Here is a 13,285-nt window from a genome sequence, read left to right as displayed (position 1 = left end):
AGGGGAAATGAGATGTATAAATATTTAGATATAGTCAATGTATCAATTCTTGTTACAGGTTTATATATAGTATCTACCAACTTAATAGGCAATAGAGGTAAAAAGTCAGCAATGCAGTTTATAATGATGCTAACTGTAATTTATTTAAAGGTAGTACTTATTTTAGATATTGATAATTATGGAATATATGAATATATTAGTGTAATAAGTGATTTAATATTATTAATATCATTAGTAGATATAGAGCTTATAGAGTGTAAAAATAGAAAAATAATATCGACATTAAATTATTTAGCAGTAATAAGCATCTTATTTATAGATATACATATTGGAAATAAGCTTTATATTACTATAATAGAATCATATATATTAATATCAAGTTTGTACTTACTTTCAACATATATATTAAAAAATAAGTTTCATATAAAATATATACTTCATTTTTTATATTTTGGAGAAATATCCATGAACTTAATATTATCAAGCAGTGAATTGTTAGCAAATATAAATTCTGTTTTTGGTGTTATATTAAGTATATATATGCTACTAAGAGTATTTAATTTATATGTAAAGGATTCTTATAAAAAGAGTACAGATATTGTCAGCAAAATTAATAGAAGCAATATAAATATAAAGATACATAACGAAAAGCTAAACATGAAAAAAAGTTTAAATAATGATATGAGCGAGCTGATAAATAAAAAAGAAAGTTTATTAAAGTTGATGTTAAAAGATTTTAATAAGTGTATATTTATGATAGACGAAGAAAATTATATTTCAAATGAAGATAAAAGCTTTTATTTCTTATGGAATGAATATGAAGACTATAAATATAATATTAACTTAGACTTTTTTTGTAAAAATAGTATAAAAGATAGTGAAGAATTTAAAGCTGCTATAAATCTAGTTAAGACAGATTGTAGAGAGTTAGAGTTTGAAATTATAGACAACAAAAATAGGATTTTAAGCTCTAAATTAGCTCCGATTAAATTAAGTAATGATAAAAATGGAGTAATATGCATAATGACGGATATAACATCTAAAAAGAATATTGAGATGAAAATAAAAGATAATGCGACGAAATATAAAAAAATAGTAGATAATATTCCTTACTCAGTTTTGGTTACAAGTAGAGATGAAATATTATATAACAATGATAAAAACCAATATATAGACTTTAATAAAGATGATATAAAGAATATAATTTTAGGAAAGTATCCAATTGAAGAGCTATATTACACTTATAATAATGGGATGGATGTTTGCTTAAATATAGAAAAAATAAAATATATAGATGGTGAAGAACCTAGAAACTTATTTGTAATTAGAGATATAACAAATTATAAGAATGTATTAAAGTTATTAGAGTACAGTAAGCGTAAATATGAATCTTTAGTTAATATTATTCCTGAGGGAATATATGTAATGAACTTTGAAAATAGAGTTCTTAAATATGCAAATAATGCATTCTTTAGTATGCTTGGTACAAATGAGCTTTCAAATATTGATATTGATAATATAAGTAAAAATATAGCTGTTGCTTCAGGTAATATTAATGATAATGTTAAATATAAAAGAGATGTATTAATTAATAACTTGGGTCAAGAAATCAACATAGAATGTGGAGGAATGCTTTTAGATATAAATAAGAAAATTAAGATGATAGGAATAGTAAGAGACATTACGGAACAAATAAAAGCTGAAATGATAGAAAGGGAAATCGAAGAAAAAGAAAATTTAAGTAGATCTAAAACTGAGTTTTTTATAAATATGTCTCATGAACTGAAAACACCATTAAATCTTATACATTCAAGCAATCAACTCATAGATGTGGTTTACAGTGAAGAATTAAAGAGAAATAATAAAATTGATATTTTGGAAACTATAGGTGTTGTTAAAAAGCATGTTAATATACTAATGAGTTTAATAGATAATATTATAGAACTAGCTAAATTACAGGCTGATTTCCATGAGGTGCAAAAGGATTATTATAATATTGTTGATATTTCAGAAAATATAGTTGATGAGCTTAGTAGATTTATGAATGAAGGCGTTAATATAATCTTTGATACCGATGATGAAGAAAAGATAGCTAATATTGATCCTGATGACATAGAAAAAGTAATTTTAATATTATTATCTATAGTAGTAAAATATTCTATGGATAAAAGTAACGTTTATTTTAATCTAGGTAGTAGAAAAGATTATATATCTATGTCTATAAAAAATATAGGTGGTTATGAGTATAAAAAATATTCAAATTATAGTGAGAGAAAAGTATTAGATATGGGTATAACTTTAGCTAAATTAATTGTAGAGCTATATGAAGGAAACTTAATAATAAATGCTGGTCCAGATAACAGTATAGAAATTTTAGTAGAAATAAAAGCTGATTATGAAATTAAAAAATATAAGAATCATACAATAAATAGACAGGAAGGTTTTATTTACTCAGAGTACAAAAAAATGTGCAGCTTTTAATACTATAAAATATGGTATAATTTAGAACTAAATTGATAATAAATCATGGTAGGAGGTAATATGAAAATTAATTCAAATACAAAAACAATATGTTTATTAGGTCACCCTATAAAGCAAAGTTTTTCACCTAGTATACATAATTACTTATTTGAAAAATACAATGAAAATTTTATTTATGTATGTTTTGACGTAAATCCTAATATGCTTGGAAATGCAGTTGAAGGAATTAAATCTATGAATATGAAAGGGTGTAATATAACAATACCTCATAAGGTAGAAGTTATGCAATTTTTAGATGAAGTTGATAAAAATGCAAAGTTAATTGGAGCGGTAAATACTATAAAAAATGAAGGAGGAATATTAAAAGGATATAATACAGATGGAAAAGGATTTGTAAAATCTATATTAGACAAAGGATATAAAATTGAAAATAAAAATATTATGATTATTGGAGCTGGGGGAGCTTGTAGAAGTATAGCTGTTGAACTAGCTTCAAACAATGCATCATCTATAGAAATAAGAAATCGTAGTTCAGAAAAGGCTATAGAAATAATCAAAATAATTAATAATAATTTTAATACAAAAGCTAGTTTTTTAACGGATGAAATAAGAAAAGTAGATTTAGACTCTATCGATATACTAATAAATACAACACCTATTGGTATGGGAAATAATGAGTGTCCTATTGATGAGAACATTGTACCAAAGGAAGATTTATTAGTTTGTGATATAGTTTATAAACCACATGATACTAATTTTATAAAGTGGGCGAATAAAAATGGATTAAATGTTATCTATGGTATAGAAATGTTAATCAATCAAGGGTTGGAAGCATTTTATATATGGACAGATATTAGTCCTACAGCAGAAGATTACAACGTAATAAAAAATATTTACCTAGATAGTATAAAATAAATATTACTAAGAAAGGTATGAATTGAAATTAATAAAAATTTACTTACTAAAGAAAATGGATTTGCATTAATTGAATGCATAATAAGCTTATCGATTTTAATATTAGCGGCATACACTATAACAATTACACTTCAAGGTAGTTATGAGTTTACTGCAAAAAATAAACATAATATAGAAATGGTAAATATAGCAGAAGCTTATATTAATGAAAAAAAGGAAATGATAAAGTATTCAGATAATGAGAATTTTAATTTCTATGAAGAAAAGCAAATAGATAAGTATAAAGTAGAATCAAAAATAAAGAAAAATGAACTGTATTATCAGTGCTATGAATTAAACGTTAAAGTTAGTTTAAATAATAATATAGTGGAGGTTAACACTTATGTGGCGAAAGAATAATGGATCTATATTAATAATAGCACTGATAGTATTTTCTATAATAAGCACCATATGTATGGCATGTATTGGTCTTGCATATACAAATATTAATATTTATGGCTTAGAAAATAAAAATTTACAATTAAAAGAAAATGCACTAAGTGGAATAGAAATAGTTTATGCAAATATGAAAAAAGAAGTTTATAACGCTATTGACTACTGTAATAGCTCTAGTGAATTTATAAATTATTTTAAAAAAGATGATTACGAAAATTTTATTAATAATGCAAAGAACATCTCAAATAGCAACTTAAACAATTTATATATAGAATTAAATAATAAAACTAATCCAGAAGAAACTAGTAAGCTGGAATTTATCCTGTTAGTCAAATCAAATGAAGGCAATTATAAGAAAAATATTCAAGTTAATATACAAATTAAAAATCCATGGTCAGAAGCAAAATTAGAAGAATACTATTTAGATAAAGACTCTAAAGGAAATAACTATGCAGAAAATAAAGAGAATTTAGAAGGAAATGAAGTTTTAAATGAAGATAATATAGGAGAACAAGATGGTAATATGATAAAAAATAACGACTTAAATAAACATAATAATAATGATTTACATGAAATTGATTCAAAAGAAGATTTAAAAAAACAAAAACTAATAACTATATATAATTATGGAGAATTATAATATGAAAAGAGAAGGCGTGTAACTTTAATAGAATTAGTAATAACTATTGGAATAATTGTACTAATTAGTACTATATGTATACCTATGCTTAATACATCTAAATATGATATAAGTTCATATGCAAAACAATTATGCAGTGATATAAGATATGTAAGAGCTAATAATATGCTTGGAAATATGAATACATATATACAGATTGTAAAGGGAAAAGGAAGTTATATTTTGATGGATAAAGGGATTAAGGTAAAAGAAATACATCCTCCGAGTAGTGTTAAAACTAGTTGGTATAGTGATAAGATTAGATTTAAAAGGGATGGTATTCCAAATCCAACAGGTGGAACTATAAAAATAATGAGTAAAAAGTATAATAACGAAATAACTGTAGTTCCTGTAAGTGGTAGAGTATTATTGAAGGAAGGTCAATATGAAAAGTAGTAAGGGATATTTGCTTTTAGAGAGTATTGTATCATTAACCTTAATAGCTACTTTAACTTTAACATTATATTCTTTGTTAATATTTAGCATAAAGGTTAGTGCTTCAATTGAAGATAAGGTAGAACTACAACAGCAAGGTTTGGAAATGAGTAAACATATTAAATCTCTGATTGAAAAATCAAAAGGTATAATATCAGTAGAGTATGATAATATAGAAAGTATAAAGGAAGACGGAATTGAATATAAAAGTGCTAAGTCAATAAAATGTAGATATAAAAGCGATTTAGAAAATAGCAATTCTAGTGTTAAAAATAAAGAAATTAGCTATAAATATAATCAGAAAAAATTATTTATTAATAGTCTAAAAGCTAATAATCAAAGTGATATAGGCGGTTATGAGATTGGTGATTATGTTGAAAGAATGTATGTTAGTAATAAAGATGATAAATTTATTGATGTGAAACTTAGATTATGTAAAAATAATGAAGTATATGAAACTAAATTTAAAGTATATATAAGAAATTTTGAAAGGGGAATTTAGTTGAAGGTTATATTAATAGGACTTATGGGTGCAGGTAAAACAACAATAGGGCAAGAGCTTGCTAATAAATTAAATTATAATTTTATAGATATGGATATTGAAATAGAAAAAATAGCAAATATGACTATAGTTGATATTTTCGATAAATATGGTGAAGATGAATTTAGAAGAATAGAAAGTGAATTATTGGAGAAAATTGTTTTACAAGAAAACATAATTATCTCTACAGGTGGAGGAATAATAAAAAAAGATAAAAATAGAAAGATATTAAAAAATGAGAGAGAGGTTATATTTTTAGATGGAAGCGTAGATACACTTTTAAGAAATGTATCTAATAGCATAGATAATAGACCATTATTAAAAAATAGCGATAATTTAAAAATAAGGATAAATCAGCTTTTAGATGAAAGATATGATAAATATAAAGAGTGTTCAAATATACAAATAGATATAAATAACAAAAATATAAACGAAGTGGTTAGCCAAATACTTGTTTATATAAGATAATATATGATATTATTATATAGTGATAAAGTAGTAATCAAAGTTAGGAGGCTAACATGAAAGTCATAGTTATAAATGGACCTAATTTAAATATGCTAGGGAAAAGAGAACCATCTATTTATGGAAATGATACATTAGAAGATTTAGAAAAGTACATAAAAAGTGAATTTAGTGAAAAAAATATTAATATTGAATTTTTTCAAAGTAATTATGAAGGAGCTATTATAGATATGCTTCATAAAGCTAATGATGAATTTGATGGTGTTGTAATTAATCCTGGTGCTTTTACACATTATAGTTATGCAATTCATGATGCCATAAAATCTATCAAAACCAAGGTTGTTGAAGTTCATATATCTAATATCCATCAAAGAGAGGAATTTAGACAAAAAAGTGTTACAGCACCTGCTTGTATAGGACAAATATCTGGTTTTGGATTTTATGGGTATATATTAGCAATAAATGCAATTTTTAATATAAAATCGTAAATATTATACAATATATACCAATACAACTTGACAAGATTACAATAGAATATATAATTGAAAAATGTAAGGTGATTATAAGATAAGTAAAGGGTTTTATAGAATTATTTAACTAAGATTAAAATAAGACTTTTGCTTATAATAATAGATAGATAAGTAAATCTAAGCATCACCCAAATATATTCATACAAGAAATTTATTTTTATGGAGGGACCAAAATGGTATCAGCAAGTGATTTTAGAAAAGGTGTTACTTTCGAAAAAGATGGACAACCATGTTTAATAGTTGATTTCCAACACGTTAAACCAGGTAAAGGTGCAGCTTTCGTAAGAACTAAGTACAGAAACTTAAAAACAGGAGCAATAAGAGAAGAAGCTTTCAACCCAAGTGATAAATTCCCTAAAGCTCATATAGAAACAAGACAAATGCAATATTTATACAATGATGGTGAGTTATACTACTTCATGGATGAAGAAACATATGACCAAATACCATTAAACTATACACAAGTTGAAGATGCTATAAAATTCTTAAAAGAAAATGAAGTAGCTACAATAAGATTCTACCAAGGGCAAGCTTTTCAAGTTGAAGCTCCAAACTTTGCAGAATTAGAAGTTGTTGAAACAGAACCAGGAATAAAAGGAGATACTGCAAGTAACGTAACTAAAGCAGCTACAGTTGAAACTGGTGCAGTTGTTCAAGTTCCTTTATTCATAAACCAAGGAGACAAAATCAAGATAGATACAAGAACTGGAGAATATTTATCTAGAGTTTAATTAATTTATGTATATAAAAGCTTATATATCTTAATAATAAAGATATATGAGCTTTTAATATATATAAAGAAAGAGAGGGCCATTATGAAATACTTATATGAAGAAGTAGCATACCTAAAAGGTCTTGCAGAAGGTTTAGAGATAAGTAAGGAAACAAAAGAAGGAAAAATAATACATAAAATAGTAGAAGTGTTAGATAGTTTTGCTGATGCAATAGTAGACTTAGAAGAAGAACAAGCTGATCTTATAGAATATGTAGAATCCATAGATGAAGATTTAGCAGACATGGAAGATGATATTTATGAAGATGAAGAAGATGACTATGAGGAAAGTGATGACAGCTTTAGCTATGTAGAAATGGAGTGCCCTAACTGTGGTGATTTAGTAGATATAGATGAAGATCTATTATACAATGATGACATAGACGTTATATGTCCAAATTGTCAAGCAATAATATTATCTTCTGACGATGATGATAGCTATATAGAATGTACAGAAATTTGTGACTGTGATGATGATTTATAAAAAATGATAAATAGATGAAATTAATTACCTATGAGGCTATATAGTTTCATAGGTTTTTGCGTGTTACAAAGAAAATTTTAGTTTTGCAATAGTTAAAAAAAAATAGTACACTATAATCTAGAGATAATAAACTCGGAGGTCGTATTATGAAAATAAGTAAAAGAATTTTAGATAATATATGTAAATTTGAGGAAAATATAGACTATAAGTTTAATAATAAGGAGTACATACTTGAGGCTCTTACTCATAGTTCGTACTCTAATGAGAATAAAAGATATAACTTCAATGAAAGATTAGAATTTTTAGGCGACTCTGTATTAAGTATAGTTGTTAGTGATTACTTATTTAAGAACGAAAAAGAATTACCTGAAGGTGAGCTTACAAAACTAAGAGCGAGTATAGTTTGTGAGGAATCTTTAAGTGAAGTAGCAAATAATATAAAATTAGGAGAATATATGTTGCTTGGAAAAGGTGAAGAAGCAACTGGAGGAAGAGAAAGAATATCTATTCTTGCAGATGCTTTTGAGGCTGTTATAGCAGCTATATATCTGGATGGGTCAATAGAAGATGCTAAAAAATTCATATTAACTAATATGGAAGATATAATATTAGATGCAAGAAGAGGAAAAATATTTAGAGATTATAAAACTCACTTACAAGAGGTATTACAAGGTAAGGGAGAAAGTAATATATGGTATAAGTTAATAGATGAAAAAGGTCCAGATCATAATAAGAGATTCATTATGGAAGTTGGTATAAATAAAGATGTATTAGGTGTTGGTGAAGGTAAAAGTAAAAAGGAAGCAGAACAATTTGCGGCAAGAGTGGCGTTAAATAAAATTTTATAAAGTATATTTAAATATGCCATAAATAAGTAAAGGATGATAAAAATGAAGAAAAGAATAATACCTATATTTGTGCCTCACAGAGGTTGTCCTCATGATTGTATATTTTGCAATCAAAAGAAAATTACAGGAGTTAGCACAGATGTTACAAGTAAAGATGTTAGAAAGATTATAGAGGAATATTTACCAACTATAGATAAAGATGCAAGTGTAGAGGTTGCATTTTTTGGAGGTAGCTTTACAGCAATAGACGAGAAAATACAAAATGATTTATTATCTGTAGCTAAAGAGTATGTTGAAAAAGGATTAATTCAAGATATAAGAATGTCTACTAGACCGGATTGTATAAGTGAAGATATTCTAAATAGATTAAAGAAATATAATGTGAGTATAATTGAACTTGGAGTTCAATCTATGGATGAAAATGTACTAATAGATAGTGTAAGAGGTCATGATGCAGAAGAAGTAATTAAAAGTGCTAAGCTAATAAAAGAAAGCGGAATAAAATTAGGTTTACAAATGATGGTAGGTTTACCTTCTGATACTGAAGAAAAGTGTATAGATACAGCAAGGCAATTTATAAAACTTAAACCAGATTGTGTAAGGATATATCCTACTTTAGTAGTAAAAGACACAGGCCTTGAAGTTTTATTAAATAAAGGTGAATATAAACCTTTTTCTTTAGAAAAATGTATTCAAATAGTTAAAAAACTTTTAACTTTATATTATGTCAATAATATAAATGTTATAAGAGTTGGTCTTCAAGCTACGGAAGATATTCAAATTGGAAAAGCTGTAGTTGATGGACCACATCATCCTGCTTTTAGAGAATTAGCAGAAGGTGAAATGATAAAGGATTACTTAATTTATATAGCGAAAGAAGACAATGTTCAAGAAGATATAATTGTAAAAACTAATAAGAAAAATGTTTCTAGAATTATAGGAAATAAAAAGTCTAATAGTTTATATATGAAAGACAATATGAAAATTAATTTGAAGACAAAAGAAGATGATATAGATATAAACTGTTTAGAGATTATATTAGATAATAATAAATCTCTAAAAATAACTATGAATGACATATACAGTAGTTTATATAATATTTATAACCTTTAGTTTTATTGAAGGGAGAGATAGGTTTGTACTTAAAAAGATTAGAATTGAAAGGGTTTAAATCTTTTCCAACAAAAACAGATATAGTATTTAAAGAAGGTATTACAGCAATTGTAGGACCTAATGGAAGTGGAAAGAGTAATATTTCTGATGCTGTAAGATGGGTATTGGGAGAGCAAAGTGTAAAAAGTCTTAGAGGTGAAAAGCTAGAAGACGTTATTTTTGCAGGAACAGACACTAAAAAGCCTATGAACTACTGTGAAGTAGCACTTACTATAGATAATAGTGACAATCAGTTAGATTTAGAGTTTAGTGAAATAACAATAAAAAGAAGAGTTTATAGAAGTGGCGAGAGTGAATTCTTTTTAAATAATAAACATTGTAGATTAAAAGATATAAAAGAAATTCTATTAGATACAGGGATAGGTAAGGATGGATATTCCATAATAGAACAAGGAAAAGTCGATGAAATTCTTAGTAATAATCCTATAAATAGAAGGAAAGTATTTGATGAAGCTTGTGGTATATCTAAGTATAGATATAAAAAACAAGAAGCTGAAAGAAATTTAAAAAATACTAAAGAAAACTTAGAAAGAATAAATGATATATATATAGAAATTGAAAATCAATTGAATCCGCTTTTTAATCAACAAACAAAGGCTAAAAAATATATAGAGTTAAGAGAAAAGCTTAAAACTATTGAAGTAAATAGTTATATAAAAGAAATTGAAGCTTTAGAGCTAGAATTAAAAGAGGTTTATAAACATAATAATTTACTTGAAGAGCAATCTATAGAAGTAGAAAAAGAAAAAGCTACTATAGAAAATAATTTTAATCAAACTAATAAAGAAATAGAAGATATGGATGAAACCATAAATAAATCTATTGACTATATAAACTCTATAAAGTCTGTAATATCACAAAAAGATTATGAAATTAATCTTATAAATGAAAGAATAAAGAACTTTAATAGTGAGATTGAAAGAAAAAATAGAGAAGTAAGTAAAATTAGAGAAAAGTTAAGTGAAGATAAGTTAACTATACAAAGCTTACATCAACAAAAAGACGAAAAAGAAAAGCAAATAAATAATTTAGAAGATAGCTTAAAAGAAATTGAAATAAAAAATAATGATAAAAAATCTACTATAGAAGATTTAAATAAAAAGATAGAGGATTTAAAAGACGATATCATAAACTTACTAAGTAAAAAACAAGATGCAAGTAGTAAGCTTTCTACACTTAATGCTAATAAAGAAAATATTAATTCTAGAAAATATTCAATAGATAGTGATATCGATGAACTTAATAAAAAAATATTATATAAAAATGAAGAGCTGAATAATTTTCAAAAGAGTCTTAGTCAAGAAAATGATAATATAACGGATTTAAAACTAAAGTTAGAAGCTCTTAACAGAGAACTAAACTGTTCAATAGAAAAAGATAATAATCTAGATAAAGCAATACAAAAGAACAAATTTAGCTTAAATGACTATAATTCAAAGCTAAATATATATATAGATATGGAAAATCACTATGAAGGTTTTAATAGAGGCGTTAAAGAGGTTTTAAAAAATAAAAATCTAAAAGGGATTTATGGAGCATTAGGACAAGTTGTAAGTGTTGATGAAAAGTATGAAAAAGCAATAGAATCAGCACTTGGAGCGTATATGCAAAATATAATTACTTCAGATGAAATTAGTGCTAAGTTTGCAATAAATTATTTAAAGAAAAATAATTTGGGAAGAGTTACCTTTTTACCTATTAATATAATTAAGTCTAATAAGATAGATTTAAGAAATATTAGAGCAAATACGAAATTTATTGGAATAGCAAGTGATTTGATATCTTATGATGAAAAATATAGAAATATATTAGAAAACATACTAGGAAGAACTATAATAATAGATAATATAGATGAAGGGATAAAGTTTGCAAAAGAAACAAATCATAAATTTAAGATAGTTACCCTAGATGGTGAAATATTGAATCCAGGAGGTTCCTTAACTGGAGGAAGCTTGCGAACTAATGGGAATATATTATCTAGGAAAAGACTTATAGCAGAGTATAGTGAAAAAATAAATGCTATGAAAGTAGAAACTGAAAACCTAGTAAGCCAAAAAGAAGAGTGCAGAAAAATAATAAATACTACGAAAGAAAATATAGAAAATACTAAAAGTAATATTTCTGAAATAGAAAAATCTATAATTATAAAAAAATCAAATATTAATAGAGTTAATGATGAAATAAAGTCGTTAAAAGATAATAATGAAAAGTTGGAAAGAGAAAAGTCTGAGTTAGGTTCTTTCTTAGATGAAACAATAGAAAAGAGTACCTATGTTAATAAAGAGATTTTAAATTTAGACAATAAACATAAAGAAAATAAAAGTCAAATAGACTACTTAACAGAAGCATTAAAAAATAACAGTAATATGTATGAAGAATATAAGTCTGAATTTGATAAATTGAATTTAAATCTAGTGAAGTATAGGCAAATACATCAAGGTATATTGAAAGATATAGATAGAATATCCAAAGAAAATCAAGAAGCTGAAGAGATAATAAAAGCCCTTGAAATTTCTGTAAAAGAACAAGGAAATCAAATTGGTGAGCTAAAAGAAAGTATTAAATCTGAAAAAGATGAAAAGGAAAATCTAACGAATCAACTATCACATAACAATGAAAGTTTAGAAAATAAAAAGCTTCTAAAAGAAGGATTAAAGCAAAAGTTAGAGGAATTTCATAAGGAATTAAAGGCTTCAGATAGAACTTTTATGGATTTAAAGGAAAGTTTATTTAAAATACAAGGTAAGTTAGAAAGATTAAAATCCTCAAAGGAAACTTATATAAATAAATTATATGAAGGTTATGAACTAACATTTATTCAAGCAATAGAGCTAAAAGATGAAAGTGTTACTGTAGATAAAAAAGTACTAGAAGGATTAAAAAGAGAAATAAGAAATTTAGGTAATGTAAACATAGACTCAATAAAAGAATATGAAGAAGTAAAAGAGAGATATGACTTCTACAAAGAACAAAAGCAAGACTTAGAAGAGTCTATAGAAGTCATAGAAAAACTTATAGCAGATTTAGAAGAGAATATGAAACTTGAATTTGAAGTTAAATTTAATGAAATAAATGAAAATTTTAAATTCGTATATAAGAGATTATTTGGTGGAGGTAATGGTATACTTACTATACTAGACAAAGATAATATTCTAGAAAGTGATATAGAAATAACGGCTCAACCACCAGGTAAGAAGATGAAGAACTTAAGTTTACTATCAGGAGGAGAGAAAGCATTAACAGCAATTAGTATATTATTTTCTATATTACTTGCAAAGCCAACTCCATTCTGCATATTAGATGAGATTGAAGCTCCACTTGATGATGCTAATATAGCTAGATTTGGAGATTTCTTAAAAGAATTATCTAAAGATACTCAATTCATAGCCGTAACTCATAGAAGAGGTACAATGGAAGCTGCTGATTATATTTATGGTGTAACGATGCAGGAAAAGGCAATATCTAAAGTTATAAGTTTAAAATTAAAGGAAGCAGAAGAATTAACAGATGTTATATAAATTTAGTAG

General features: G+C 25.5%; 13 protein-coding genes. All 13 read left to right on the top strand.

Annotation, left to right across the window (positions count from 1 at the left end):
- Nucleotides 1-12 precede the first annotated feature (12 nt).
- The 13 genes from HF520_RS09425 (at nt 13) to smc (ending at nt 13,276) form a co-directional block, all read left to right on the top strand.
- Nucleotides 13-2,481, top strand: coding sequence for a sensor histidine kinase (locus HF520_RS09425; RefSeq protein ID WP_168573783.1), 2,469 nt, complete (start codon nt 13-15; stop codon nt 2,479-2,481).
- Between the two features lie 60 nt (nt 2,482-2,541).
- Nucleotides 2,542-3,396 (top strand): shikimate dehydrogenase, encoded by an 855-nt coding sequence (gene aroE, locus HF520_RS09420; RefSeq protein ID WP_168573782.1) that lies wholly within the window; start codon nt 2,542-2,544, stop codon nt 3,394-3,396.
- Nucleotides 3,397-3,573: 177 nt separating this feature from the next.
- Nucleotides 3,574-3,795 (top strand): hypothetical protein, encoded by a 222-nt coding sequence (locus tag HF520_RS09415; protein WP_168573781.1) that lies wholly within the window; start codon nt 3,574-3,576, stop codon nt 3,793-3,795.
- Entirely contained in the window at nt 3,779-4,471 is a 693-nt protein-coding gene (locus HF520_RS09410) for a hypothetical protein (RefSeq protein ID WP_168573780.1), read from the top strand. Before HF520_RS09415 ends, HF520_RS09410 begins: the two co-directional genes overlap by 17 nt.
- Before the next feature lie 84 nt (nt 4,472-4,555).
- Nucleotides 4,556-4,906, top strand: a complete 351-nt coding sequence (locus HF520_RS09405; protein WP_168573779.1) for a hypothetical protein — start codon at nt 4,556-4,558, stop codon at nt 4,904-4,906.
- Nucleotides 4,896-5,447, top strand: a complete 552-nt coding sequence (locus HF520_RS09400) for a hypothetical protein (protein ID WP_168573778.1) — start codon at nt 4,896-4,898, stop codon at nt 5,445-5,447. Before HF520_RS09405 ends, HF520_RS09400 begins: the two co-directional genes overlap by 11 nt.
- Nucleotides 5,448-5,954 (top strand): shikimate kinase, encoded by a 507-nt coding sequence (locus HF520_RS09395; RefSeq protein ID WP_168573777.1) that lies wholly within the window; start codon nt 5,448-5,450, stop codon nt 5,952-5,954.
- 53 nt (nt 5,955-6,007) lie between these two features.
- The gene (gene aroQ / locus HF520_RS09390) at nt 6,008-6,439 is read left to right on the top strand and encodes a type II 3-dehydroquinate dehydratase (protein ID WP_168573776.1); all 432 of its coding nucleotides are present in this window, start codon (nt 6,008-6,010) and stop codon (nt 6,437-6,439) included.
- Nucleotides 6,440-6,654: 215 nt separating this feature from the next.
- Entirely contained in the window at nt 6,655-7,212 is a 558-nt protein-coding gene (gene efp, locus HF520_RS09385; RefSeq protein ID WP_168573775.1) for an elongation factor P, read from the top strand.
- 84 nt (nt 7,213-7,296) lie between these two features.
- Nucleotides 7,297-7,737, top strand: a complete 441-nt coding sequence (locus tag HF520_RS09380; RefSeq protein ID WP_168573774.1) for a CD1247 N-terminal domain-containing protein — start codon at nt 7,297-7,299, stop codon at nt 7,735-7,737.
- Nucleotides 7,738-7,883: 146 nt separating this feature from the next.
- A complete protein-coding gene (gene rnc, locus HF520_RS09375) occupies nt 7,884-8,585 on the top strand; it encodes a ribonuclease III (RefSeq protein ID WP_168573773.1) in 702 nt (233 codons plus the stop codon).
- Nucleotides 8,586-8,627: 42 nt separating this feature from the next.
- Nucleotides 8,628-9,698 carry an elongator complex protein 3 gene (locus HF520_RS09370; RefSeq protein WP_168573772.1) on the top strand — a complete coding sequence of 357 codons (1,071 nt, stop codon included), beginning with the start codon at nt 8,628-8,630 and terminating at the stop codon, nt 9,696-9,698.
- Between the two features lie 23 nt (nt 9,699-9,721).
- A complete protein-coding gene (gene smc, locus HF520_RS09365; RefSeq protein ID WP_168573771.1) occupies nt 9,722-13,276 on the top strand; it encodes a chromosome segregation protein SMC in 3,555 nt (1,184 codons plus the stop codon).
- Nucleotides 13,277-13,285 lie beyond the last annotated feature (9 nt).

The organism is Romboutsia sp. CE17 (assembly GCF_012317385.1).
Taxonomy (GTDB): Bacteria; Bacillota; Clostridia; order Peptostreptococcales; family Peptostreptococcaceae; genus Romboutsia_E.
This window is presented reverse-complemented; position numbering and strand designations above follow the sequence as displayed.

Coding starts and splice junctions, on each gene's coding strand:
- efp (WP_168573775.1), top strand. CDS start 6,655: ATGGTATCAGCAAGTGATTTTAGAAAAGGTGTTACTTTCGAAAAAGAT.
- HF520_RS09380 (WP_168573774.1), top strand. CDS start 7,297: ATGAAATACTTATATGAAGAAGTAGCATACCTAAAAGGTCTTGCAGAA.
- rnc (WP_168573773.1), top strand. CDS start 7,884: ATGAAAATAAGTAAAAGAATTTTAGATAATATATGTAAATTTGAGGAA.
- aroQ (WP_168573776.1), top strand. CDS start 6,008: ATGAAAGTCATAGTTATAAATGGACCTAATTTAAATATGCTAGGGAAA.
- HF520_RS09410 (WP_168573780.1), top strand. CDS start 3,779: ATGTGGCGAAAGAATAATGGATCTATATTAATAATAGCACTGATAGTA.
- HF520_RS09400 (WP_168573778.1), top strand. CDS start 4,896: ATGAAAAGTAGTAAGGGATATTTGCTTTTAGAGAGTATTGTATCATTA.
- HF520_RS09425 (WP_168573783.1), top strand. CDS start 13: ATGTATAAATATTTAGATATAGTCAATGTATCAATTCTTGTTACAGGT.
- HF520_RS09370 (WP_168573772.1), top strand. CDS start 8,628: ATGAAGAAAAGAATAATACCTATATTTGTGCCTCACAGAGGTTGTCCT.
- HF520_RS09415 (WP_168573781.1), top strand. CDS start 3,574: ATGGTAAATATAGCAGAAGCTTATATTAATGAAAAAAAGGAAATGATA.
- aroE (WP_168573782.1), top strand. CDS start 2,542: ATGAAAATTAATTCAAATACAAAAACAATATGTTTATTAGGTCACCCT.
- HF520_RS09405 (WP_168573779.1), top strand. CDS start 4,556: ATGCTTAATACATCTAAATATGATATAAGTTCATATGCAAAACAATTA.